Origin of the sequence: Pseudomonas sp. HTZ2, from assembly GCF_033173945.1 — a bacterium.
Classification (GTDB): Bacteria; Pseudomonadota; Gammaproteobacteria; order Pseudomonadales; family Pseudomonadaceae; genus Aquipseudomonas; species Aquipseudomonas guariconensis.
Genome location: NZ_CP137332.1, coordinates 5,277,757 through 5,301,147, shown reverse-complemented (window position 1 = coordinate 5,301,147; position 23,391 = coordinate 5,277,757). Strand labels below are relative to the sequence as shown.

General features: G+C 57.9%; 25 protein-coding genes, 3 tRNA genes, 2 rRNA genes and 4 pseudogenes. 11 read left to right on the top strand and 23 right to left on the bottom strand.

Features of this window, described 5'->3' with window-relative positions; all coding sequences use genetic code 11:
• Positions 1–70 precede the first annotated feature (70 nt).
• From R6G97_RS24735 to R6G97_RS24710, 6 genes are all read right to left on the bottom strand, one after another.
• Positions 71–2,961: ribosomal RNA gene (locus R6G97_RS24735) — 23S ribosomal RNA — on the bottom strand.
• A 234-nt stretch (positions 2,962–3,195) separates the two neighbouring features.
• Positions 3,196–3,271: transfer RNA gene (locus tag R6G97_RS24730), tRNA-Ala, on the bottom strand.
• 22 nt (positions 3,272–3,293) lie between these two features.
• A tRNA-Ile gene (locus tag R6G97_RS24725) sits at positions 3,294–3,370 on the bottom strand.
• Positions 3,371–3,455: 85 nt separating this feature from the next.
• A 16S ribosomal RNA gene (locus R6G97_RS24720) occupies positions 3,456–4,487 on the bottom strand.
• Together the 16S and 23S rRNA genes with 2 tRNA genes alongside form the textbook arrangement of a ribosomal RNA operon.
• Positions 4,488–4,531: 44 nt before the next feature.
• Positions 4,532–4,918: a hypothetical protein gene (locus R6G97_RS24715; protein ID WP_317847660.1), complete on the bottom strand. Its 387-nt coding sequence runs from the start codon at positions 4,916–4,918 to the stop codon at positions 4,532–4,534.
• Between the two features lie 13 nt (positions 4,919–4,931).
• The gene (locus R6G97_RS24710; RefSeq protein WP_317847659.1) at positions 4,932–5,711 is read right to left on the bottom strand and encodes a DUF2786 domain-containing protein; all 780 of its coding nucleotides are present in this window, start codon (positions 5,709–5,711) and stop codon (positions 4,932–4,934) included.
• 149 nt (positions 5,712–5,860) lie between these two features.
• Between R6G97_RS24710 and R6G97_RS24705 the strand changes: the two genes are divergently transcribed.
• Complete coding sequence (locus R6G97_RS24705) at positions 5,861–6,460, top strand: hypothetical protein (protein WP_274093827.1); 600 nt, start codon at positions 5,861–5,863, stop codon at positions 6,458–6,460.
• A 63-nt stretch (positions 6,461–6,523) separates the two neighbouring features.
• Here the strand turns inward: R6G97_RS24705 and R6G97_RS24700 are convergent, their stop codons facing one another.
• Complete coding sequence (locus tag R6G97_RS24700; RefSeq protein WP_317847658.1) at positions 6,524–7,150, bottom strand: hypothetical protein; 627 nt, start codon at positions 7,148–7,150, stop codon at positions 6,524–6,526.
• A 247-nt stretch (positions 7,151–7,397) separates the two neighbouring features.
• On the opposite strand from R6G97_RS24700, the gene R6G97_RS24695 reads away from it, so the two are divergent.
• On the top strand, positions 7,398–7,709 hold the full coding sequence (locus R6G97_RS24695; protein ID WP_317847657.1) for a hypothetical protein: 312 nt from the start codon (positions 7,398–7,400) through the stop codon (positions 7,707–7,709).
• Positions 7,710–7,716: 7 nt separating this feature from the next.
• On the opposite strand, the gene R6G97_RS24690 is transcribed toward R6G97_RS24695, so the two are convergent.
• The 7 genes and pseudogenes from R6G97_RS24690 to R6G97_RS24660 all read right to left on the bottom strand — a co-directional run.
• Positions 7,717–8,028 (bottom strand): hypothetical protein, encoded by a 312-nt coding sequence (locus R6G97_RS24690; protein WP_317847656.1) that lies wholly within the window; start codon positions 8,026–8,028, stop codon positions 7,717–7,719.
• Positions 8,003–8,368 carry a DUF7740 domain-containing protein gene (locus R6G97_RS24685; RefSeq protein WP_317847655.1) on the bottom strand — a complete coding sequence of 122 codons (366 nt, stop codon included), beginning with the start codon at positions 8,366–8,368 and terminating at the stop codon, positions 8,003–8,005. The genes R6G97_RS24690 and R6G97_RS24685 overlap by 26 nt, the downstream gene beginning before the upstream one ends.
• A gap of 81 nt (positions 8,369–8,449) precedes the next feature.
• Complete coding sequence (locus R6G97_RS24680; protein ID WP_197860356.1) at positions 8,450–8,638, bottom strand: hypothetical protein; 189 nt, start codon at positions 8,636–8,638, stop codon at positions 8,450–8,452.
• 2 nt (positions 8,639–8,640) lie between these two features.
• Positions 8,641–9,153 carry a single-stranded DNA-binding protein gene (locus tag R6G97_RS24675; protein WP_317847654.1) on the bottom strand — a complete coding sequence of 171 codons (513 nt, stop codon included), beginning with the start codon at positions 9,151–9,153 and terminating at the stop codon, positions 8,641–8,643.
• 9 nt (positions 9,154–9,162) lie between these two features.
• Positions 9,163–9,369 (bottom strand): annotated as a pseudogene (locus R6G97_RS24670) (siphovirus Gp157 family protein); the annotation flags it as partial.
• Positions 9,370–9,374: 5 nt separating this feature from the next.
• Positions 9,375–9,506 (bottom strand): hypothetical protein, encoded by a 132-nt coding sequence (locus tag R6G97_RS24665; protein ID WP_317847653.1) that lies wholly within the window; start codon positions 9,504–9,506, stop codon positions 9,375–9,377.
• 817 nt (positions 9,507–10,323) lie between these two features.
• Positions 10,324–10,431 (bottom strand): annotated as a pseudogene (locus R6G97_RS24660) (IS3 family transposase); the annotation flags it as partial.
• A gap of 1 nt (position 10,432) precedes the next feature.
• On the opposite strand from R6G97_RS24660, the pseudogene R6G97_RS24655 reads away from it, so the two are divergent.
• Positions 10,433–10,537: pseudogene (locus tag R6G97_RS24655) on the top strand (IS3 family transposase); the annotation flags it as partial.
• Here R6G97_RS24655 and R6G97_RS24650 read toward each other — a convergent pair.
• From R6G97_RS24650 to eat, 9 genes are all read right to left on the bottom strand, one after another.
• Positions 10,534–11,622 carry a tyrosine-type recombinase/integrase gene (locus tag R6G97_RS24650; protein ID WP_317847652.1) on the bottom strand — a complete coding sequence of 363 codons (1,089 nt, stop codon included), beginning with the start codon at positions 11,620–11,622 and terminating at the stop codon, positions 10,534–10,536. The pseudogene R6G97_RS24655 and the gene R6G97_RS24650 sit on opposite strands and share 4 nt — an antisense overlap.
• Positions 11,623–12,013: 391 nt before the next feature.
• Positions 12,014–12,691, bottom strand: a complete 678-nt coding sequence (locus tag R6G97_RS24645) for an XRE family transcriptional regulator (RefSeq protein ID WP_317847651.1) — start codon at positions 12,689–12,691, stop codon at positions 12,014–12,016.
• A 186-nt stretch (positions 12,692–12,877) separates the two neighbouring features.
• Positions 12,878–13,405: an inorganic diphosphatase gene (ppa, locus tag R6G97_RS24640; RefSeq protein WP_043210184.1), complete on the bottom strand. Its 528-nt coding sequence runs from the start codon at positions 13,403–13,405 to the stop codon at positions 12,878–12,880.
• A gap of 92 nt (positions 13,406–13,497) precedes the next feature.
• Complete coding sequence (locus tag R6G97_RS24635) at positions 13,498–14,313, bottom strand: zinc-dependent peptidase (protein WP_043210182.1); 816 nt, start codon at positions 14,311–14,313, stop codon at positions 13,498–13,500.
• Between the two features lie 6 nt (positions 14,314–14,319).
• The gene (locus R6G97_RS24630; RefSeq protein ID WP_043210180.1) at positions 14,320–14,967 is read right to left on the bottom strand and encodes a DedA family protein; all 648 of its coding nucleotides are present in this window, start codon (positions 14,965–14,967) and stop codon (positions 14,320–14,322) included.
• A 247-nt stretch (positions 14,968–15,214) separates the two neighbouring features.
• Complete coding sequence (locus R6G97_RS24625) at positions 15,215–15,673, bottom strand: GNAT family N-acetyltransferase (protein WP_317847650.1); 459 nt, start codon at positions 15,671–15,673, stop codon at positions 15,215–15,217.
• Positions 15,674–15,780: 107 nt separating this feature from the next.
• Positions 15,781–16,599 carry an ethanolamine ammonia-lyase subunit EutC gene (gene eutC, locus R6G97_RS24620; RefSeq protein WP_043210319.1) on the bottom strand — a complete coding sequence of 273 codons (819 nt, stop codon included), beginning with the start codon at positions 16,597–16,599 and terminating at the stop codon, positions 15,781–15,783.
• An 8-nt stretch (positions 16,600–16,607) separates the two neighbouring features.
• Positions 16,608–18,002: an ethanolamine ammonia-lyase subunit EutB gene (locus tag R6G97_RS24615; RefSeq protein ID WP_070573965.1), complete on the bottom strand. Its 1,395-nt coding sequence runs from the start codon at positions 18,000–18,002 to the stop codon at positions 16,608–16,610.
• A 48-nt stretch (positions 18,003–18,050) separates the two neighbouring features.
• Positions 18,051–19,499, bottom strand: a complete 1,449-nt coding sequence (eat, locus tag R6G97_RS24610; protein WP_070573967.1) for an ethanolamine permease — start codon at positions 19,497–19,499, stop codon at positions 18,051–18,053.
• Between the two features lie 242 nt (positions 19,500–19,741).
• On the opposite strand from eat, the pseudogene R6G97_RS24605 reads away from it, so the two are divergent.
• The 8 genes and pseudogenes from R6G97_RS24605 to rplL all read left to right on the top strand — a co-directional run.
• Positions 19,742–19,879: pseudogene (locus R6G97_RS24605) on the top strand (hypothetical protein); the annotation flags it as partial.
• 55 nt (positions 19,880–19,934) lie between these two features.
• A tRNA-Trp gene (locus R6G97_RS24600) sits at positions 19,935–20,010 on the top strand.
• A gap of 43 nt (positions 20,011–20,053) precedes the next feature.
• The gene (gene secE / locus R6G97_RS24595) at positions 20,054–20,422 is read left to right on the top strand and encodes a preprotein translocase subunit SecE (protein WP_070094637.1); all 369 of its coding nucleotides are present in this window, start codon (positions 20,054–20,056) and stop codon (positions 20,420–20,422) included.
• Between the two features lie 9 nt (positions 20,423–20,431).
• The gene (gene nusG / locus R6G97_RS24590) at positions 20,432–20,965 is read left to right on the top strand and encodes a transcription termination/antitermination protein NusG (RefSeq protein ID WP_011531880.1); all 534 of its coding nucleotides are present in this window, start codon (positions 20,432–20,434) and stop codon (positions 20,963–20,965) included.
• Positions 20,966–21,084: 119 nt separating this feature from the next.
• Complete coding sequence (gene rplK, locus R6G97_RS24585) at positions 21,085–21,516, top strand: 50S ribosomal protein L11 (protein WP_043215356.1); 432 nt, start codon at positions 21,085–21,087, stop codon at positions 21,514–21,516.
• Complete coding sequence (rplA, locus tag R6G97_RS24580) at positions 21,516–22,211, top strand: 50S ribosomal protein L1 (RefSeq protein ID WP_043215354.1); 696 nt, start codon at positions 21,516–21,518, stop codon at positions 22,209–22,211. The genes rplK and rplA overlap by 1 nt, the downstream gene beginning before the upstream one ends.
• Positions 22,212–22,411: 200 nt before the next feature.
• The gene (gene rplJ / locus R6G97_RS24575) at positions 22,412–22,912 is read left to right on the top strand and encodes a 50S ribosomal protein L10 (protein ID WP_043215352.1); all 501 of its coding nucleotides are present in this window, start codon (positions 22,412–22,414) and stop codon (positions 22,910–22,912) included.
• 80 nt (positions 22,913–22,992) lie between these two features.
• Positions 22,993–23,364: a 50S ribosomal protein L7/L12 gene (gene rplL / locus R6G97_RS24570; protein WP_043215349.1), complete on the top strand. Its 372-nt coding sequence runs from the start codon at positions 22,993–22,995 to the stop codon at positions 23,362–23,364.
• Positions 23,365–23,391 lie beyond the last annotated feature (27 nt).

Genomic DNA, 23,391 nt, shown 5'->3' with positions numbered 1-23,391 from the left:
GTGGTTGCGAACTTTCGGTTCTTTCGTCTTCACCACCGCAATCTGCAGAAGCAAATTGCTTGGGTGTTATATGGTCAAGCCTCACGGGCAATTAGTATCGGTTAGCTCAACGCCTCACAGCGCTTACACACCCGACCTATCAACGTCGTAGTCTTCGACGGCCCTTTAGGGGATTCAAGATCCCAGTGAGATCTCATCTTGAGGCAAGTTTCCCGCTTAGATGCTTTCAGCGGTTATCTCTTCCGAACATAGCTACCCGGCAATGCCACTGGCGTGACAACCGGAACACCAGAGGTTCGTCCACTCCGGTCCTCTCGTACTAGGAGCAGCCCCTCTCAAATCTCAAACGTCCACGGCAGATAGGGACCGAACTGTCTCACGACGTTCTAAACCCAGCTCGCGTACCACTTTAAATGGCGAACAGCCATACCCTTGGGACCGGCTTCAGCCCCAGGATGTGATGAGCCGACATCGAGGTGCCAAACACCGCCGTCGATATGAACTCTTGGGCGGTATCAGCCTGTTATCCCCGGAGTACCTTTTATCCGTTGAGCGATGGCCCTTCCATACAGAACCACCGGATCACTAAGACCTACTTTCGTACCTGCTCGACGTGTGGGTCTCGCAGTCAAGCGCGCTTTTGCCTTTATACTCTGCGACCGATTTCCGACCGGTCTGAGCGCACCTTCGTACTCCTCCGTTACTCTTTGGGAGGAGACCGCCCCAGTCAAACTACCCACCATACACTGTCCTCGATCCGGATCACGGACCTGAGTTAGAACCTCAAGGTTGCCAGGGTGGTATTTCAAGGATGGCTCCATGAGAACTGGCGTCCCCACTTCAAAGCCTCCCACCTATCCTACACAAGCAAGCTCAAAGTCCAGTGCAAAGCTATAGTAAAGGTTCACGGGGTCTTTCCGTCTAGCCGCGGATACACTGCATCTTCACAGCGATTTCAATTTCACTGAGTCTCGGGTGGAGACAGCGCCGCCATCGTTACGCCATTCGTGCAGGTCGGAACTTACCCGACAAGGAATTTCGCTACCTTAGGACCGTTATAGTTACGGCCGCCGTTTACCGGGGCTTCGATCAAGAGCTTCGCTTGCGCTAACCCCATCAATTAACCTTCCGGCACCGGGCAGGCGTCACACCCTATACGTCCACTTTCGTGTTTGCAGAGTGCTGTGTTTTTAATAAACAGTCGCAGCGGCCTGGTATCTTCGACCGGCATGGGCTTACGGAGCAAGTCCTTCACCCTCGCCGGCGCACCTTCTCCCGAAGTTACGGTGCCATTTTGCCTAGTTCCTTCACCCGAGTTCTCTCAAGCGCCTTGGTATTCTCTACCCGACCACCTGTGTCGGTTTGGGGTACGGTTCCCAGTTATCTGAAGCTTAGGAGCTTTTCTTGGAAGCATGGCATCAACCACTTCGTCGCCTAAAGGCAACTCGTCATCAGCTCTCGGCCTTGAAATCCCGGATTTGCCTAAGATTTCAGCCTACCACCTTAAACTTGGACAACCAACGCCAAGCTGGCCTAGCCTTCTCCGTCCCTCCATCGCAATAACTGGAAGTACAGGAATATTAACCTGTTTTCCATCGACTACGCTTTTCAGCCTCGCCTTAGGGACCGACTAACCCTGCGTCGATTAACGTTGCGCAGGAAACCTTGGTCTTTCGGCGTGCGAGTTTTTCACTCGCATTGTCGTTACTCATGTCAGCATTCGCACTTCTGATACCTCCAGCAAGCTTCTCAACTCACCTTCACAGGCTTACAGAACGCTCCTCTACCGCATCACCTAAGTGATACCCGTAGCTTCGGTGCATGGTTTGAGCCCCGTTACATCTTCCGCGCAGGCCGACTCGACTAGTGAGCTATTACGCTTTCTTTAAAGGATGGCTGCTTCTAAGCCAACCTCCTAGCTGTCTAAGCCTTCCCACATCGTTTCCCACTTAACCATGACTTTGGGACCTTAGCTGACGGTCTGGGTTGTTTCCCTTTTCACGACGGACGTTAGCACCCGCCGTGTGTCTCCCATGCTCGGCACTTCCAGGTATTCGGAGTTTGCATCGGTTTGGTAAGTCGGGATGACCCCCTAGCCGAAACAGTGCTCTACCCCCTGGAGTGATACATGAGGCGCTACCTAAATAGCTTTCGAGGAGAACCAGCTATCTCCGAGCTTGATTAGCCTTTCACTCCGATCCACAGGTCATCCGCTAACTTTTCAACGGTAGTCGGTTCGGTCCTCCAGTCAGTGTTACCTAACCTTCAACCTGCCCATGGATAGATCGCCCGGTTTCGGGTCTATACCCAGCGACTAAACGCCCTATTAAGACTCGCTTTCGCTACGCCTCCCCTATTCGGTTAAGCTCGCCACTGAATATAAGTCGCTGACCCATTATACAAAAGGTACGCAGTCACCTAACAAAGTAGGCTCCCACTGCTTGTACGCATACGGTTTCAGGTTCTATTTCACTCCCCTCTCCGGGGTTCTTTTCGCCTTTCCCTCACGGTACTGGTTCACTATCGGTCAGTCAGTAGTATTTAGCCTTGGAGGATGGTCCCCCCATGTTCAGACAAAGTTTCTCGTGCTCCGTCCTACTCGATTTCATTGATAAGAGACTTTCGTGTACGGGGCTATCACCCACTATGGCCGCACTTTCCAGAGCGTTCCACTAATCTCAAATCAACTTAAGGGCTGGTCCCCGTTCGCTCGCCACTACTAAGGGAATCTCGGTTGATTTCTTTTCCTCAGGGTACTTAGATGTTTCAGTTCCCCTGGTTCGCCTCTTGCACCTATGGATTCAGTACAAGATACCTAGGTTATCCTAGGTGGGTTCCCCCATTCAGAGATCTCTGGATCACAGTCTGTTTGCCGACTCCCCAAAGCTTATCGCAGGCTACCACGTCTTTCATCGCCTCTGACTGCCAAGGCATCCACCGTATGCGCTTCTTCACTTGACCATATAACCCCAAGCAATCTGGTTATACTGTGAAGACGACATTCGCCGAAAATTCGCATGTTGCTCAATAAAGAGCAGAACTCACAAATTTTACCTTAGCCTGATGGCCCACCAGTGAAAGTGGTCATCAGTCTATCTATCACATATCCGAATTTTTAAAGAACGATCTGACAAAAGTCAGAAATCAACATTCACATTGGAATGTTCATTTCTAAGTTCTGCAGGTAACGGCAAGTGGTGGAGCCAAGCGGGATCGAACCGCTGACCTCCTGCGTGCAAGGCAGGCGCTCTCCCAGCTGAGCTATGGCCCCGTAGTCATCTGCACCAAGCTAATGGTAGGTCTGGGCAGATTTGAACTGCCGACCTCACCCTTATCAGGGGTGCGCTCTAACCAACTGAGCTACAGACCTATAACAGGGTCGCGTTACAGCATCGTCTTCTTCAAGGAATCAAGCAATTCGTGTGGGAGCTCATCAGCAGGCTGATGTCTTCGATTAAGGAGGTGATCCAGCCGCAGGTTCCCCTACGGCTACCTTGTTACGACTTCACCCCAGTCATGAATCACACCGTGGTAACCGTCCCCCCGAAGGTTAGACTAGCTACTTCTGGTGCAACCCACTCCCATGGTGTGACGGGCGGTGTGTACAAGGCCCGGGAACGTATTCACCGCGACATTCTGATTCGCGATTACTAGCGATTCCGACTTCACGCAGTCGAGTTGCAGACTGCGATCCGGACTACGATCGGTTTTGTGAGATTAGCTCCACCTCGCGGCTTGGCAACCCTCTGTACCGACCATTGTAGCACGTGTGTAGCCCAGGCCGTAAGGGCCATGATGACTTGACGTCATCCCCACCTTCCTCCGGTTTGTCACCGGCAGTCTCCTTAGAGTGCCCACCATGACGTGCTGGTAACTAAGGACAAGGGTTGCGCTCGTTACGGGACTTAACCCAACATCTCACGACACGAGCTGACGACAGCCATGCAGCACCTGTGTCAGAGTTCCCGAAGGCACCAATCCATCTCTGGAAAGTTCTCTGCATGTCAAGGCCTGGTAAGGTTCTTCGCGTTGCTTCGAATTAAACCACATGCTCCACCGCTTGTGCGGGCCCCCGTCAATTCATTTGAGTTTTAACCTTGCGGCCGTACTCCCCAGGCGGTCAACTTAATGCGTTAGCTGCGCCACTAAAATCTCAAGGATTCCAACGGCTAGTTGACATCGTTTACGGCGTGGACTACCAGGGTATCTAATCCTGTTTGCTCCCCACGCTTTCGCACCTCAGTGTCAGTATCAGTCCAGGTGGTCGCCTTCGCCACTGGTGTTCCTTCCTATATCTACGCATTTCACCGCTACACAGGAAATTCCACCACCCTCTACTCGCTGGTGATCGGCACCGGCTCGCCCTGGAGCTGCTCGGCTGGCTGGGCCAGGATCTCGCTTAGCGCCCGCCAGTCCTCTTTGTACATGGTGAACATGCAGATATTGGATATGCGCTCAGCCAAAGTACGCGGCACGCTTACCATCTCTGTGTTGCTGGATCGGTTTTCTGTGGGCATGGGATACCTCCGCGTCAGGCGGCTTTGTGGATTTCAGGCTTCCAGTCCGCCCAGCCGATAACGGGCATCTTGGTTTTGGGGCTGAGGATCTTCTTGCCCTTTTCATCGAGCAGGGCGGCTTTACAGCGGATCTTCAAGTCGCGGCACGGGCCGGCGCGCTTGGCTAGTTCGATGAACTGCTGGGCATGCTGCGGGGTGTCGAATAGGTCGCTGAGCTGCTTCACTTTCTCGCCGGCCATGATCGCGTCAGCGTTGCGCTGAACGGCTTCGGTCCACTCAGCGAGCGTTATCTCTACGGGGGGGCAGCCGGCCTTTCCGCTTGGCCTGGTGTTCTTAGTCTGCTTCCTGGCATCGGCGAGTGCCGCGCTCGCGGTCATGCCGAACACTGCGAATGTGCTCATGGCTGTCTCCTATTTAGGCGATGCCGATCTGCGCTTGGGTCTGGCCGCCGTGAGCCATACCTGGATTCAGCTGAACGCGCTGTCCGGCGAGCATTCCTGCAATCTGAGCGGCCATGTCGAGTTCTACGGGGCCAGACTTGCGCTGCTTGCCGATCTCGCGACCACCCAGGTATTGCTCGATCAGCGCATTGTCCTGGCTTTCCACCTGCAAGAGATCGCGACCACTAGAGCGCTGCTCGATAGCTGGATCTTCTTCGCCCTGCGGCACCAGCTCATGGATCTTGCCGTGCACCACTGAAACCCACGCGATTGCGAAGTGATCACCTGCAGTCTCAGGTGAGTAGGCGCTGCGGCGCTTACCACTCCTGACCGAGGCCACGTAGTCGCGGCGAGCCTGCCTCAGCTTGGTGAGCAAGGTCTCGTAGGCGTACATCGCGATCTGCGGCGCAGGCGTCACGCCTACGAACAAGGCCCGCTCGACCATTCGCCCGGACGACTCGCACCAGTGCTTATACGAGAGCGGTCGGCACCCGAACACCCTGGCCACGATGCCGCTTAGGTGCCGATCCCAGGTTGGCCGGCGGTTCGCCCTGGACTTCTCCGACTGGACATCGTCCACATCGCTCAGGCGGACATCCAACTCGGTGAGGCGATACTCGCGCATCAGCGCTTGAGCCTGGCGCATTGCCGTGGCCGCTTCGTTCTCGTTCGAGCTTTTGGAGAGGGCCAGGCAGCGCTTGATCTTGCGGATGACCCGCTCGAGCTTGCTTTCGTCGTGCTGTTGTTCGGTCATGTCGTTGTCCTTGCGTGCAGGCGCCGCCCTCGCCGGGTCGGCGTTATCGTTGAATAGGGGAAGGCGCTGGCGGGCAGCGCCGGGGTGGCGTGATTCGTTGAAGTGAGGTATTGGTGTGCGGCCCGGCATGGAGCCAGCGAGGAAATCACGTGACAATCGAAAATGTGATGCTAACTATCCATCGAGTTCCTGAATTAGTCCTGAACACAGGAACCGACTACAAGATCTTGGCCGGCTTCGCCTTGACTGCATTGGCGGTATTAGCGGGTTCATGGGCTACTGCTTTTACATTCAAGAGAACAGTGGAGAGCCAAGAAAGTATTGCTACTGCGAGCGCTATCCGCTCTAGTCGGCAAGCATGGATCAACGAGCTCCGTGATAGTTGCGCTAATCATGTTGCAGCTGTTTTGCATATTGCCGATCTGCGAATGCAAAGGGTGCAGTGGCTGGCGGCAAAGAACGTGCATATGCAAGAGTGGCGGGCATTTCAGCTCTTTGAAAATGAAAACCCGAGCTGGACTGGATATTCATCAGTTGCCGTGAATCAAGCTCGAATGCTTCGAGCGAAAATCGAGTTGCTGTTGAATCCTGATGAAAAGGAGACGGTAGACCTACTGAATGCATTGGATGAAGCTTACAAAGGTGCGGCCAATGATGTGGACAACCTATCCGACCTCTGTGATGAGGTTGTAGGTCGCGCCCAAAAAATCATTAAGGCTGAGTGGCGTCGGACAAAGTTGGGCAAGTAGGGCTTAGCCCGCTAACTGATCTTACTGACGTCATCCGCCGTGATGGAAGGGAGTACATGAGGGTCATGGGCAGTTGTTGGCGCCACAGTTGCGGCAGTCATTCAAGAATCTGCCCTCCCAGCTGATGAAGCGTCCGCAGCCGTGGCAGTTGAGCGGCCTCTGCCATGGCTTGCGCTGCCTCCTCGGCACCGCCATTTCGATACCGGTGCTTTGCAGGGCCTCTTTGACCTTCACGTCCAGCTTGTGCACCAGGCGCCGGGCCTTGGCTTCGAGATAAGCCGCTGGCCAGATCACTGCCTCATCTGGCGTGTTGCCGATCGCCTGGGCAACCTCAAGAGTCAGACGGTGGGCCTTCTCGAATCGGTAGGTATGGCCAATAGGCCAGTGGGCCAAGGCGATGTCATTACCGTTCCAGTGACCTGGGATCTGCAGGACAACGGTGCATCCCGGGCTGAGCTGGTCGCGGGCTTCGTCCAGGTTGATGTACTGGTGGTCGACGCCGTAGTGCGCCCTGGCGTCGATGTATTCCTTCGGCCAAGGGATATCGGTGTCACGGTGGCGGCATGCCTCCTCAAAGGTGAAAAGCTCGGCCTGGTCTAGATCGGTCACGTAGCCGCGGCCTTCCTTCGCCCAGAACATCATGCCGTCTCCGACATGACTGCGGCTGTCCTGTAGGTAGAACTGGGTCATGGCTTTCTCCATGCATGCGCCGCCCTCCGTGGCCGGATGCGGCATGGTGGCAATATGATTTCAAATTTGGTTAAATCGCCGGGTCGGAGAGGGGCCCTCTCCCCTCATAATCCGGCACGAAGGCATCTGCATTGCAGGTGCCTTTTTTGTTTGTGCTCACCGAGGCAGGGCGAGATTGGCCTAGTGGCAATTTGGTTTGGGATGGGGTATTACGAGTGCCCGGCATGGGGCCGGAAAGGAGCTGAAAATGACAGTAAGGCTGGTGAATCACTCATGGAACAAGATCATTGAGCGCGACTCGTACGCAAAGCAGGCGCTGAAAGACAAGATCGAAGAAGTCAAACAACTCGAAGAGTCTATCCGTCTCAAAGACGGATCGGAGGCTGCGCGCAATGTGCTGAATGACGGCTTGATCATCCACGCTTTGCAGCGATGCCTGGAGAACCTTGAAGGGTCCACCACGGTTACCGAGCGGGATTTCTGGGTATGCTATGAGTTCGCTACTACAGCAGCCAAAAAAGCTGAAGAAGTTCTGAATGAGGGCGAAGACGAGGAGTGAAGGTCTTTCAGGCCTCCAGTTCTATCCTCAAAGCCTCGCTCGCCCTAAAGTTCTCAAGCTTCCGCACCACAGACGGTGACACCGTGATTTCGTGGCGCGGAGGCGTCAGCAACGGCACTGCGCCGCCTGGGCCAAGCCCATGCAGGTGATGAATCATCAGCGTCATCGCCTCGCCCTGTTCCTCGATCCCGGCCCACTCCATCAGCTCCAGCAGGGCCTGTTTAGTCCCTGGTCGAACCTTCAAGCGCAGGTCTTCTTCCTGCAGGCGCTCGGCCTTGGCCCTGCGCTTCTCGTCACGCTGCTGCTGCGTCAGAGCCATCATCGCCTCCATCGCGCACGAAGGTGGTGCCCGGCCCGATGTCGAGCAGGTCGCACACCCGGTTGATGATCTTGAGCGCGGTGTCGAACACCATGGCGTCGTCCGGCTCGCGGGCCAGGCGCTTCATGTTCGGCTGGTGCTCCAGGCAGACCTTGTCGACCAGGCGCCGGGCCAGCCTGCGCAGTTGGTCGGCGCTGTCGTGTATGTGCAGGCTCAGCGCGAAGGCCAGGGCCACATCATCAGGCCGGTACTGGCCGCCGCTGCGGGTGATGTACAGCTTCTTCACCGGACGATTCATCCAGGCCGGCAGGGTTACCACTCCAGAAGGTGCTTTCTGCATGTCTTCGCTCCGATAGGCCGCTTGGCGGCAGGTGGAACTGTTCTTGCCGCCTGCGCTGGCGGACTAGGTTGTTGATCCGTCTCATGCGGCGCGCGCCGTTTCGATCTGCTCGGTAACCTCGACCAGTTGCTGGGTCAGGTTCTCGATGGTTGCGGCGCCGCGCACACGTTCGGCGCGGCCCCATTGGCAGCTGCGGTTGAACAGCAGCTGCAGGTGCTGCTCCAGTTCCTTTCGGCGCTGGAGCAGATCAAGGATGTTTGCGAGCGGCATGACTATGCACCTGCGAGGTGGTGGAGCGGGGCGAACGGGATGTCGTCGTCGAAGTCATCCGGCGGCGCGGCCTGCTGGCTCTGCTGTGGCGCCTGGCGCTGCTGCTGACGGGGCTGCTGCCTTTGCTGTTGATGCTGGCGCTGTTGCTGCTGGCCGCCGCCATGGTTATCCGGCCGGCCGCCCAGCAGCTGCATGGTGCCGTTGATGTCAACGTGCACCTCGGTGCTGTACCGCTTGATGCCGTCTTTCTCCCATTCGCGGGTCTTGAGCTTGCCTTCGATGTAGCACTGCGAGCCTTTGCGCAGGTACTCGCCGGCAATCTCGGCGACCTTGCCGAACAGCACTACCCGGTGCCATTCGGTCTTCTCGACCTTCTGGCCGGTCTGCTTATCGGTCCAGGCCTCGCTGGTGGCCAGGCTCAGGTTGGTGACCGCAGTGCCATTGGGCAAGTAGCGGACCTCGGGGTCCTGGCCGCAGGTTCCGACCAGGATGACTTTGTTTACTCCGCGGGCCATGAGGCCTCCTTACTTAATTCGGATTGAGCTTTCGCCTCGTTCGAGATGCGCCCAGGCTGGCTCAGGAATGAGTTCGTCTTCGCAATCCTCGCCGGCGGCCATGCGCTTGCGCACGGCTTCGTTGTGCTCGCGGACGGCCTTGAGCCTGGCGGCGATGGCGTTCTTGTCCGGCGCGATCTTGGTCACCACAGACGTCAGTTCATCCGGTACCGCCTGAGGGCTCATAGCCTTGCCTCGTCGGCGTCGTAGCTCAGGCCCTGGTCGACGTACTGCTCAAGCATTGCCTCGGCGATCTCGTACAGCTTGCCCTTGCAGTGATCGCTCTGGCCGACAACGTCCTCGACCAAACCCACCGTGAAAGGTGGCCTGGCGCCTGCCGATGCGGTCGATGTATAAGAAAAGGAATGTGCTAACGTCAAAAGACGTCTCATGGGGAGGGTGATGCTATGAATCCATATGTTGCTATTTTTAGCTCTATTGGTTTTCTTGCCGCGTCGGCACAAGTACTATCTGCAGAGTGTGATTGTCGGGAAACTATTGGGCAGTGCACGGGTAGTGTGAAAGTCGTCAAGTCTTTCGGAAGCAAGCCAAGTTTTGGGGCTGAGTTGGTAGTGCGAAGCTCCGAAACAATCTGCTCAAAAGTAGAATATTTTGTAGACAACACACCGTATCAAACCATACTTGTAAATTCCCAGTCAGAGCCCGAAAGTACTTCGGGTACGTCACCGGTTACTCAAGCGTCCATCACTTACAAAGCATGCTACGTCTGCAAAGGCGGGAGTACTGATGCGAGGGCTGTTAATCCCCAATCCGGAACTTGGAGAGGAAGCTATAGCCAAGATGGACAGGCCACACCGTTCAGCGCAGAGCTCACCTTTAGCGACGGCGCTATCAGTGGAAGGATATCCGAGACTAACCCCATTATGGGGGCGCTGGGCTCCTCCGTTAGCGGTAGTTATACCGATAAAAGTATTAGGTTCACGAAGTCATACGATGGAACTAACGGCGTCAGTCACAGTGTGAGCTACAGCGGACAACTCTCTGCTCAAGGTGACTCAATATCAGGAAGCTGGAGCTTTGCTGGTATGTCGGGTTCCTTTGAAATGAGTCGTTGAAATGACGGCTATGTACGGGTTGAACTGGATTGCTCCTTGAATCGCCCCTGGTTTTCTAGACACTCTCCAAGCTCAGGAAATAGCGTTTCTCATACTCTACTGGAGACAGCTGCATAGCACTGCTGTGTCGGCGTTTAGGGTTATAGAACATCTCGATGTAATCTTACATCGAGATGTTCTATAACCCTAAACGCCGACACAGCAGTGCTATGCAGCTGTCTCCAGTAGAGTATGAGAAACGCTATTTCCTGAGCTTGGAGAGTGTCTAGAAAACCAGGGGCGATTCAGGGCGATTCATTGTGCTTTCGCCTGCCCAGTCACGAAATGAGGATCGAAAGCCGTGTCGGGTAATATGTTTGTAGTCCATGCCGTGTAGCAGAGTGCGTATGGCATTGGCGTGCATTACCCCTGTCTTGCCTTGGCCAGGGAAAAGAAATGGGGATCCTGATTCTCTCGGAATGCTTTGAACTAGCTCCACGACTTGATCGGGTAGTGGGATTACAAAGGCCACCCGCATTTTCATGCGCTCTTCAGGAAGAGACCAGGTGGCTGCATTAAGGTCGAACTCGTCCCAACGTGCGAATCTCACCATGTGAGCGCGTGCGCCTGTCATTATCAGGAGCTGAGCGGCCAACGACGCTGGCGCGGTGCTTGCTCTGAGTTTGGCCATTAAGGCAGGGACATCCTGCCAGCGCAGAGCTTCAAAGTGCTCTCGTTTTCGGGCTTTTTTCTTTTCAGCACGGCTGAGCAGATTGTCCAAGTGTCCCCGCCAGCGCGCTGGATTTTCTCCCTGGCGTAGGCCGCGTGCTTTTGCCGCATCTAGAATCTGCTCAATCTGCCCGCGCACTTCATCGGCTGTGCGGGTTTTGGTCTGCCAGATAGGTTGAAGGACCTTAAGTACTTGAGGTGTGTCAATTTCATCAGCAGGAAGCCTACCAATGTGCTCAAACGCATACAGCTCAAGCTTGCGTAACCAGCCTTTGCGCCACTTATCCGACCAAGAGGAGCTGTGTGCATCGCAGTAGTCTTTCGCGATGGCCTCAAATTTTAGCTGTTTCGCCTCACTGGCTTTCTGAGCTTCGCGCTGTGCTGCTCGTTCGAAGTCACGGGCAGCTAGCGGATCTATTCCGTTGCTTAGTAGGCTGCGCTTGGCACTGGCTTCAAGCCTAGCTTTCTTGAGACTTACCTCAGGAAATGAGCCCAATCCCATCTCCCTTCGCCGACCTCCCAATTGATAGCGAAGCAACCAAGATTTACGCCCGGTAGGTTTGACGACCAAGCGAAGCCCATCACCATCTTCATAGGTGCCGGGTTCGGTCAGGTTTTCGACTTGTTTCGGATTCAGCTTACCCATTGGATTTCCCCTGTCGTCCCTCGTCCCCCCATCGGGCCCCCCACTTCATCGTCGGATGAGGTCAAATGGCATTGAACACCATCGGATACGGGAGCGCCTGAAACGCCCATGATAGCTAGCTATCGGCAGGATTTTCGGATGGGATAGGATTATTTCGGACAATTAAAAAGCCGGCTTGTGGCCGGCTTCTCGGGGACGGTCTTGGCTAATTTTTGGTAAGCCGCAACCGCCTTAACGGGATGGCCATGAAGGCCTGAAAAGAGATGGCGGACGGCTGTGTGAGGCGTCGCCAGGCCCTCTGGATCGCGGCTTGCGCCGGCCGGGGCTGAATGTGCGGCGTAGCATACTAGGGCTGGCGCGGGTTGCCCAGCAAAAAGTGGCGCCGGGTGTTTCAGCAAGGGCGGCGCAGGCTGAAACATGACCAGTGAAATACCCAACCGAGGATCTGCATGCCCTGGGCCTGGCGCTGGCGGGGGGTATAACGCTCTGTGGGCTCATGACCGTGCAGGTACAGGTTGTCCAGTCGATCGCGGCTCAGGCGATGAACCCTCAAGCGGCCATTGTGCATCAACACGTAGGTCTCGCCGTCCACGACCCATGTCAGGCTCCGGTCGATGACCAGGGTGGCGTCGGTGGGGATGATCGAAGCGATGCCGGTCATGGGCATCGGGATGCAGGCGGCATCTTCTGGGGCAACGCCCAGCATCTGCAGCATTTGTTCGGAAAACGACAGGTATTTGTCTTCGTCGGGCTGGAGCGTTCCATTGCGCAGCAGATGGATCGGGAGGCGGATGAAGGTCCCTTCTTGATTGGCTGGTTGCGCCATGTTGAGGTGCGAGGGGTATGGGTTCGCGAGTGGATTGACGTGCTTGGGCCCTTCGCCCGTGCGCAGCCAGCGCCGATGTACGCAGAACAGTTCGGCGATATCGTCCAGCCGGGCCAAGGGCACGCCGCGCCTGAACCAGTTGTTGACGTGCTGGGGTGTGACACCGCGAAGGATGGCAAAGTCGGAAGGGGTCAGGTGGCACTCCTGGAGGAGGACTCTGAGACGGTCACCGGAAGTATTCATGGAGGCCGAGTCTAGCGAGTCGGTGCGGGGGCGGGAATGAACCGGGAGTTGATGAGTTTTGTAGGAAATAAATGCAATTGTCGGAGCTTTGCGTAGGGCAAAGTAGGCCGTTTCGCGTGAAGGTGCCGTGCATTTCAACCAGGCAAAAAAAACCCTGCCGAAGCAGGGCTTTTCTTCAATCCGGTCTTAGCCCTTGTAGGCGGCAACCGACTTGGTGATCTCGGCACGGGCGGCATCAGCGCCTTCCCAGCCCTTGACCTTGACCCACTTGCCTTTCTCCAGATCTTTGTAGTTCTCGAAGAAGTGCTTGATCTGTTCCAGCAGCAAGGCTGGCAGGTCGGTGTATTCCTTCACGTCGACGTACAGCTGGCTCAGCTTGTCGTGCGGAACGGCCAGGACCTTGGCATCGCCACCGCTCTCGTCGTCCATGTGCAGGACGCCGACCGGACGGGCGCGGATGACCGAACCTGGAGCGACCGGGTACGGGGTCACGACCAGCACGTCCAGCGGATCACCGTCGTCGGCCAGGGTATTCGGGATGTAGCCGTAGTTGGCTGGGTAGAACATCGGGGTGGCCATGAAACGGTCGACGAACAGGGTGTCGCTGTCCTTGTCGATCTCGTACTTGATCGGCGCGTGGTTAGCCGGGATCTCGATGGCGACGTAGATGTCGTTCGGCAGGTCTTTGCCCGCCGGAATCTTGCTGTAGCTCATTGGGCAGTGCCCCCGTGTTTGACCAAAAAGTGGCGGCGATTATAGGCACATTCCTACCGGGCATGCCACGCCCCGCCGGATGTGCGGCCCCGTCAGGCCTGGGTTTCGCGGTACAGAGGGTGCTCGGCCTGCAACCGGTCCAGGCGTGCGAGCGGGTCCTGGCGATAGAACAGCGCCAGTTGCTGGTACACCTGTGGATAAACCTGGTGCAGCAGGTCGGGCGCACTGAAGAAGTACTCGCTGGTGACGGCGAAGAATTCCGCCGGGTTTTCGGCGGCGTACGGGTCGATGGCGGTCTCGGCGTCGGGATTGGCGTCCAATTGCCGGTTCATGTCGTCATAGGCCTGCTGCATGGCGCTGGCCCAGTCTTCCACGCGCATGCCCTTGTGCAGCGGCGGCAGACCATTGGCATCGCCATTGAGCATGTCGAGCTTGTGGGCCAGTTCGTGGATCACCAGGTTGTAGCCTTCCCAGCCGCCACTGGCCAGCACCCCGGGCCAAGCCAGGATCACGGGGCCCTGTTGCCAGGCTTCACCGCTGTGCTCGGCGTCCCAAGTGTGTTCGACACCGCTGGCGTCGCGGTGGCGCTGGGGGCTCACGAAGTCGTCGGGGTAGAGGATGATTTCGTGGAAGCCCTGGTACCAGTTCAGCTCGCCTAGATGCAGCAGCGGCAGTTGGGCCTGGGCGGCGAGGAACAGACGCTGTTCGTCGTCCAACTGCACCCCGGGCAAGGCGGTCAGGTGCTTGTCGTGCAGAAACAGCACACAGGCTTCACGCAGGGTGCGGTCTTCTTCGTCACTGATGCCGTCGAGCATGGGCAGGCGCTCGCGAATCACCTGCCACAGCTGCGGATCGACGGGGTATCGAGCCAGGGTACGTCGGCGACGCCAGGCGCGCAGCGACCACATGACCGGTCAGTGGGCCTTCGCCGTGCGGCCCAGGCGGCCACGCAGCAGACCCAGGATCATCGGCACCAGCGACAGGATAATGATGCCGACGACCATCAGCGACAGGTGCTGCTTGATGAACGGGACGTTGCCGAAGAAGTAGCCCAGGGTCACCAGGCCGCCGACCCACAGCAGCGAACCTGTGATGCTGAAGGCCAAAAAACGCGGGTAGAGCATGTGTGCGATGCCAGCGACGAATGGCGCGAAAGTCCGCAGGATCGGCAGGAAGCGCGCCATGGTCACGGTCTTGCCGCCATGGCGTTCGTAGAAGTCATGGGTACGCTGCAGGTAGTCGCGGCGGAAGATTTTCGAGTTGGGATTGCGGAACAGTCGCTCGCCCGTGGTTCGGCCGATGACGTAGTTGGTGCTGTCGCCCAGGATCGCCGCCGCCATCAGCAGGCCGGCCAGCAGTACCGGATCCATGCCACCGCCTGCAGCGACGGCGCCAGCGATGAACAGCAAGGAGTCGCCCGGCAGGAAGGGCATCACCACCAGGCCGGTTTCGCAGAAGATAACCGCGAAGAGAATCGCGTAGATCCAGGGGCCGTAGTTGGTGACCAGCAGATCGAGGTAAGCATCGAGATGCAGGATAAGGTCCAGCGGGTTGAATTCCATGTACAACACCTGTGTTCTTGACCCGCAGCTACGGGCGCACGATGACGGACTGTGCCAAGGGCGTAGGCTTTTTTACCTGCGGATGGGTAAATTTTCACACATGACAGGAAGGGCATTATACGGCGATGGCAGGAATGTGCCCGGGGAGTTTGTAGCGGCGGGTTTCGAGGGGCGTTGCTCAGGGAATCCAAGCGATTCATCCCCCTGTGGGAGCGAATAAACCCGCTCCCACAGGATAAGGCGGTGCTCAGTCCTGAGTGATCGGCAAAATGTAGTTTTCGAACTCGGTGTCCTTGCGAAAACCGATCGATTCGTAGGTCTTGCGTGCCACGTCATTGTCGCTGCTGGTAGAGACCCGCATGCGCACGGCGTTGGTGTCCTTGGCCATCTTCTTGGCTTCACGCATCAGATGATCGGCCACCAGCATGCGCCGGGAATCTTCGGCCACGTAGATGTCGTTGAGGATCCACACGCGCTTGAGCGACAGGGAGGAAAAGCTCGGGTACAGCTGGCAGAAGCCAAGCAGGCGACCCTCTTCGTCATCCGGTAGGGCCAGGTAGATCACCGATTCGCCCCGCTTGAGGCGTTTTTCCAGAAAACTGCATGAGCTGTCCGGGTAGGGCAACTGCCCATAGAACTCGCGGTACTTCACGAACAATGGGGTCAGCAGGTCGAGGTGTTCCAGGGTTGCCTTGATGATGCGCATGTGCGGCCCTCAGTGTCCATTTGGGGATACGGCGGATTGCCAGCAGCTTCAATCGCATGCTGCCCAAAGCAGGTTAGAAGCGCAATCCGCCTTCCATTACATGTTTTTTACCGCTCTCCCAGCAGGAAGTTTCCGTTTTTGCCTGAAGCCGCCTCGCTCTCGATGCTGTGCACCTCGGCTTCGTCCTTGAGGTTCACCCCGGAGAGCTGGCGCCGGCAGGCCTCGCGCATCAAGTACAGCAGACGGTGGGCCGCCATGCCGTAGCTCAGGCCCTCCAGGCGGACGTTGGAGATGCAGTTGCGGTAGGCATCGGTAAGGCCGACCTTGGGCGCATAGGTGAAGTACAGACCCAGACTGTCGGGCGAGCTCAGGCCCGGGCGTTCGCCAATCAGCATGACCGTCATGCGCGCGCCGAGCAGTTCACCGACTTCATCGGCCACTGCCACACGACCCTGTTCCACCAGCACGACGGGTGCACAGCGCCAGCCGTCGGCTGCGGCCTGCTCTTCGAAGCGGGCCAGGAAGGGCAGGGTATGGCGATGCACGGCCAGGGCCGACAGACCATCGGCGACCACGATCGCAAGATCGACGCCGCCCGGGTTGGTCTGGGCGTGTTCACGCAGGCGCTGGACGGAATCCTCGTCCAGGCGCCGGCCCAAGTCGGGCCGCTGCAGGTACTGGTGGCGGTCGCTGGCCGCGCTGTGCACCAGCAGGGTTTCGCGCCCACGGGCATTGAGTTGCTCGCGCAGGCCAGCGTGGTCGAAGGGCAGGTGCACGGCGTCGCGGGCCTGGGCGTGGGCGAACTGGAAGTCCAGCTGCGCGCCGGTCGGTAGGCTGGTGCCGGTGCGGCCGAGGGCGATGCGTGCCGGGGTCAGGTTGCGCAGGGCCAGCCAGGGATTTTCGGGAGTGGGTGTCTGTCGGTCCATGGTCATCCCTATGCAAGCTGTGCCAGTGCCTGGCGGAAGGCTGGCGGCAGTTGGTCACCGAAGCGTACCCGGCCATCGGCCTGGGTGAAGATCCCGGTGCGTTCCAGCCAGGCCTCGAACTCAGGCCCAGGTTTTAGGCCCAGGGTCTGGCGCGCATAGAGCGCGTCATGGAAGGAGGTGGTCTGGTAATTGAGCATGATGTCGTCGGAGCCGGGGATACCCATGATGAAGTTGATCCCGGCCACGCCCAGCAAGGTCAGCAGCGTATCCATGTCGTCCTGGTCGGCTTCGGCATGGTTGGTGTAGCAGATGTCGCAGCCCATGGGCACGCCCAAAAGCTTGCCGCAGAAATGATCTTCCAGGCCGGCGCGGATGATCTGCTTGCCGTTGTACAGGTACTCCGGGCCGATGAAACCGACCACGGTGTTGACCAGGAACGGGTTGAAGTGACGCGCCACGGCGTAGGCGCGGGTTTCGCAGGTTTGCTGGTCCACGCCATGGTGGGCGTTGGCCGACAGCGCGCTGCCTTGGCCTGTCTCGAAGTACATCAGGTTCTGCCCGACGGTACCGCGCTTGAGCGACAGGCCTGCCTCGTAGCCTTCCTTGAGTACGTTGAGGTTGATGCCGAAACCGGCGTTGGCAGCCTCGGTGCCGGCGATGGACTGGAACACCAGGTCCAGCGGCACGCCACGGTTGATCGCTTCGATCGACGTGGTGACGTGGGTCAGTACGCAGGATTGGGTCGGAATCTGATAGCGCTGAATGATGGCATCGAGCATTTCCAACAGGGTGCAGATCGAGGCGATGCTGTCGGTGGCCGGGTTGATGCCGATCATGGCATCGCCGTTGCCATACAGCAGGCCGTCGAGAATGCTCGCCGCGATACCGGCCGGTTCGTCGGTAGGGTGGTTGGGTTGCAGGCGGGTCGAAAGACGTCCGCGCAGGCCCATGGTGCCGCGAAACTTCGTTACCACGCGGATCTTCTGCGCGACCAGCACCAAGTCCTGGACACGCATGATCTTCGACACCGCCGCGGCCATTTCCGGAGTCAGGCCGGGGGCGAGGGCCCGCAGGCTCTGTTCGTCGGCAGCCTCGCTAAGCAGCCAGTCGCGAAACCCGCCGACGGTCAGGTGGCTGACCGGGGCGAAGGCTTGCTTGTCATGGGTGTCGATGATCAGCCGGGTGACTTCGTCCGCCTCGTAAGGGATCAACGCCTCGTTGAGAAAGTGCGTCAGCGGGATGTCGGCCAAGGCCATCTGCGCGGCGACACGCTCGCCATCGTTGCTGGCCGCGACGCCTGCCAGGTAGTCGCCCGAGCGGGCCGGGCTGGCCTTGGCTAAGACGTCCTTGAGACTGTCGAAGCGGTAGATCTGGTTGCCTACCGTGTGTACGAAACTTGCCATACAGAATCTCCAGAGCGCCGCGGGTCGACCCGCGGCGTAAGTCGGCGATCAGTGCAGGGCCTCTTCGGCCTTCTGGATCGCAGCGAATTCTTCTTCCGGCGTCCCCGCCACGAGGTGGTGACGGCTGTAGAAAGCAAAGTAGGCAATTAATACCCCATAGATCACGGCAGCGCCAATCACCACACGTGGGTCCACCAGGAAACCGGCGACCACGGCCACGCAGGCCAGCACCAGGGCCACGCCCGAGGTGAAGACTCCGCCTGGGGTGCGGTAAGGACGCTCCATCTTGGGGCGGCGGATGCGCAAGGTGATGTGCGCGGCCATCATCAGCACGTAGGAGAGCGTGGCGCCGAACACGGCCACCAGGATCAGCAGGTCGCCCTGGCCGGTCAACGAAAGACCAAAGCCGATGATGCCGGGGATCACCAGCGCCAGTACCGGCGCCTTGCTCTTGTTGGTTTCCGAGAGCTTGCGCGGCAGGTAGCCGGCGCGCGACAAGGCGAAGATCTGCCGCGAATAGGCGTAGATGATCGAGAAGAAGCTGGCGATCAGGCCGGCCAGGCCGACCAGGTTGACGAAGCTGCCCATCCAGGTGGAACCACCATAGGCCTTGGCCAATGCCTCGACCAGTGGGTTGCCGGAAGCCTTCAAGGCTTCGGAACCGGCGCCGCCGGGGCCGATCACCAAGATCAGCAGGGCGAAGGCGACCAGCACCAGCATGGCGCCGATCAGGCCGCGTGGCAGGTCACGGCGAGGGTTCTTGGTTTCTTCGGCTGCCAGGGGAACGCCTTCGACCGCGAGGAAGAACCAGATGGCGTAGGGGATCGCCGCCCAGATGCCGACGTAGCCAAAGGGCAGGAAGCTGCTGGCACCGGCCGCGTCGGTCTGGGCGATGTCGAACAGGTTGGATGCCTCGAAATGGGGCACCATGGCCACCAGGAAGACCGCCAGGGCGATCGCGGCGACGGCGGTGATGATGAACATCAGCTTGAGCGCTTCACCGACACCGAAGATATGGATACCGATGAAGATGATGTAGAAGGCCAGGTAGACCATCCAGCCGCCGATGCCGAACAGTGACTGGCAATAGGCGCCGATGAAGGTAGCGATGGCCGCGGGCGCGATCGCGTATTCGATCAGGATCGCCGTGCCCGTCAGGAACCCGCCCCAAGGCCCGAAGGCACTGCGCGCGAAACCGTAGCCGCCACCGGCGGTGGGGATCATCGAGGACAGCTCGGCCAGGGAAAAGCACATGCACAGGTACATGGTGGCCATCAACAAGGTGGCGAGGAACATGCCACCCCAGCCGCCTTGGGCCAGGCCGAAGTTCCAGCCGGCATAGTCACCGGAGATGACATACGCCACGCCCAGGCCGACCAGCAGGACCCAGCCGGCGGCGCCTTTTTTAAGTTGTCGGTGCTGGAAATAATCCGCGTCGACTTTCTCGAAGTCGACCGAAGAGCTCGCCGGCGCGCTGCCGGAGTGATCGCTTGGCATAGTGTTCACCTGTTGTTTTTCTTGGTGGCCAGAAGCGTTCCGGCCCTTGGTGATTGGTCTGGCAAGAAGCGAGCCAGAGCGGTGGTGCACGCCATCGCCCTGGTTGTTGGGCCGTACGGGTAAACCCAGCCCCACAGCACAAGCACTGCAGAAGCAGGTTCACCCGCGAAAAAGGCAACGCGATTTAGAAGAAGCCCAGCGGATTGATGTCGTAGCTCACCAGCAGGTTCTTGGTCTGCTGGTTGGTAATGCCAGGTGACAACATTCAGATGACTGTTACCCTGATCAAGACCATCGCAATGGAAGACGGTCTGCGCTTCGCTATCCGTGAAGGCGGTCGTACCGTCGGCGCCGGCGTCGTAGCAAAAATTATTGAATAAGTAGTTGATTTCTCATGATCAGGCCGGCATAATGGCCGGCCTGATACAGCGTTAAAGGTCAGTAGCTCAATTGGCAGAGCGACGGTCTCCAAAACCGTAGGTTGGGGGTTCGATTCCCTCCTGACCTGCCATTCACCTCGGTGTGATGGCTTTCTTCTCACAGGATCCTCCTCGATGACTCCCAAAACTGAAGCCCAAGAATCGCGTTTTGATCTGTTCAAGTGGCTGGCTGTTGTTGTATTGGTAGTCGTTGGTGTTGTGGGTAATCAGTATTACTCCGCAGCTCCAATCCTGTATCGCGTCCTTGCGCTTCTTGCTCTGGCTGCCGCTGCGGGCTTTGTCGCCTTGCAGACTGCGAAGGGTAAGTCGTTCTTTGCGCTGGCGAAGGAAGCTCGTACCGAGATTCGTAAAGTCGTGTGGCCGACCCGCCAGGAAACCACTCAGACCACGCTCATTGTTGTGGTTGTCGTGTTGGTTATGGCGTTGCTGCTGTGGGGTCTCGATTCCCTGCTCGGCTGGGCGGTCTCCTTGATTGTTGGCTAAGGGTGTCCCGTGGCTAAGCGTTGGTACGTCGTGCATGCTTACTCGGGTTACGAGAAGCATGTGATGCGCTCCCTGATCGAGCGCGTCAAGCTGGCTGGCATGGAAGACGAGTTCGGCGAGATCCTGGTCCCGACCGAAGAAGTTGTTGAAATGCGCAATGGCCAGAAGCGCAAGAGCGAGCGCAAATTCTTCCCTGGCTATGTGCTGGTCCAGATGGAAATGAACGAAGGGACTTGGCACCTCGTCAAGGACACCCCTCGTGTCATGGGTTTCATTGGTGGTACCGCAGACAAGCCTGCGCCGATCACCGATAAAGAAGCTGAAGCTATCCTGCGTCGCGTTGCCGATGGTAGTGACAAGCCTAAGCCCAAGACGCTGTTCGAGCCGGGTGAAGTGGTTCGAGTCATTGATGGTCCGTTTGCTGACTTCAATGGCAGTGTCGAAGAAGTTAACTACGAAAAGAGCAGGCTGCAGGTTGCAGTGCTCATTTTCGGTCGCTCTACTCCGGTAGAGCTCGAGTTCAGCCAGGTCGAGAAGGTCTAGGCGAACGACGCATCCCATACCCCGCAGCCCTATGTGCTGCGGGGTTTTGTCGTCACTGGGATAAAACGCAAGTCATACGGGGAGCCATCTGGCGTTCGTACCCGATTTTGGAGTAGCTCATGGCTAAGAAGATTCAGGCTTACATCAAGCTGCAAGTTAAGGCCGGCCAGGCCAACCCAAGCCCACCCGTTGGTCCAGCACTGGGTCAACACGGTGTTAACATCATGGAATTCTGCAAGGCCTTCAACGCCCGTACTCAGGGTCAAGAGCCAGGTCTGCCGACTCCAGTGATCATCACTGTCTACAGTGACCGTAGCTTCACCTTCGAAACCAAGAGCACTCCTGCCTCGGTTCTGCTGAAGAAAGCTGCTGGCCTGAGCAGTGGTTCGGCTCGCCCGAACACCGTCAAGGTTGGTACCGTTACCCGTGCTCAGCTGGAAGAGATCGCCAAGACCAAGCAGGCTGATCTGACTGCCGCTGACCTGGATGCAGCTGTGCGCACCATCGCCGGCTCTGCCCGCAGCATGGGCCTGAACGTGGAGGGTGTGTAATGGCTAAGCTGACTAAGCGCCAAAAGGCTATCGCCGAGAAAATCGAAGCAGGCAAGGCCTACAACTTCGAAGAGGCCGCGACTCTGCTGGCTTCGCTGCCGGCCGCCAAATTCGTCGAGTCCTATGACATCGCCGTCAACCTCGGTGTTGACCCGCGTAAATCCGACCAGGTCGTTCGCAGCGCTACCGTGCTGCCGCATGGCACTGGCAAGACCGTTCGCGTTGCCGTCTTCACCCAGGGCCCAGCTGCTGAAGCTGCTCTGGCTGCCGGCGCTGACCGCGTAGGTATGGACGATCTGGCTGCCGAAATGAAAGGCGGCGACCTGAACTATGACGTCGTAATCGCATCGCCTGATGCCATGCGTGTTGTAGGTCAGCTGGGTCAGGTCCTGGGTCCTCGCGGCCTGATGCCGAACCCGAAAGTGGGTACTGTAACTCCAGACGTAGCCGGCGCCGTCAAGAACGCCAAGGCTGGTCAGGTTCGCTACCGTACCGACAAGAACGGTATCATCCACACCTCCGTTGGCAAGGTCGGCTTCGAAGCTGGCAAGCTGAAGGAAAACGTTGAAGCCCTGATCGCCGATCTGAAGCGTATCAAGCCGGCTTCCTCGAAAGGTATCTACGTCAAGCGCGTCACCCTGAGCACCACCATGGGCCCAGGTCTGATCATCGATCAGAGCTCGCTGAACGTGTAATGCTCGGCCGGTGCGGCCCTGTCCGCACCGGCTGCTGAAAATTGGGGTCCCTGCCTGGCGGGGGCTATCCAAGACCGTAGGCGGCGCAAGCCTTAAACCACAAGCCTACGCAGATGGTGCTCCCGATTCGTTACCGAATCAGACACCAAAACGACATCCGGCCTCGGCTGGATGAAACGGTAGAAACCAGGAGTAAACCCGTGGCAATTAAACTCGAAGACAAGAAGGCCATCGTCGCTGAAGTCAACGAGGCTGCCAAAGTCGCTCTGTCCGCTGTCGTGGCTGATGCCCGTGGTGTGACTGTAGGCGCAATGACCGGACTCCGTAAAGAGGCCCGCGAAGCTGGCGTTTACGTACGTGTCGTACGTAACACCCTGCTCAAGCGCGCTGTTGAAGGCACCGAGTACTCGATCCTCAACGACGCGTTCAAAGGCCCGACCCTGATCGCCTTCTCCAATGAACATCCGGGCGCTGCTGCTCGTCTGTTCAAAGAGTTCGCCAAGGGTCAGGACAAGTTCGAGATCAAGGCAGCTGCGTTCGACGGCAAGTTCCTTGCCGCTAACCAGATCGACGTGCTGGCAACTCTGCCAACTCGCGACGAGGCTATCGCACAGCTGATGAGCGTAATCCAAGGTGCAACCAGCAAGCTGGCTCGTACCCTGGCTGCTCTGCGCGACCAGAAAGAAGCTGCTGCTGCCTAAGGCCGCGTAGCTTATTTCGAAATCAAACGTTTAATTTGATGGCCGCGTAGGCTGTCACCCCAATACAGGAATTCATAGTCATGTCTCTGACTAACGAGCAAATCATCGAAGCGATCGGCCAGAAAACCGTTCTGGAAATTGTTGAACTGATCAAAGCGATGGAAGAAACCTTCGGCGTTACCGCTGCTGCCGCCGTTGCTGCTGCCCCTGCTGGTGGCGCTGCTGCCGCTGCTGAAGAGCAGACCGAGTTCAACGTCGTTCTGGCCGAAGCTGGCGACAAGAAGGTCAACGTGATCAAGGCAGTTCGTGAACTGACCGGTCTGGGCCTGAAAGAAGCCAAAGAGAAAGTAGACGGCGCTCCTGCTGTCATCGCTGAAGGCGTTTCGAAAGAAGCCGCTGAAGACGCGAAGAAGAAGCTGGAAGAAGCAGGCGCTAAAGTCGAGCTGAAGTAATTTCGACTTTGCGACTCCAGCCCAAGC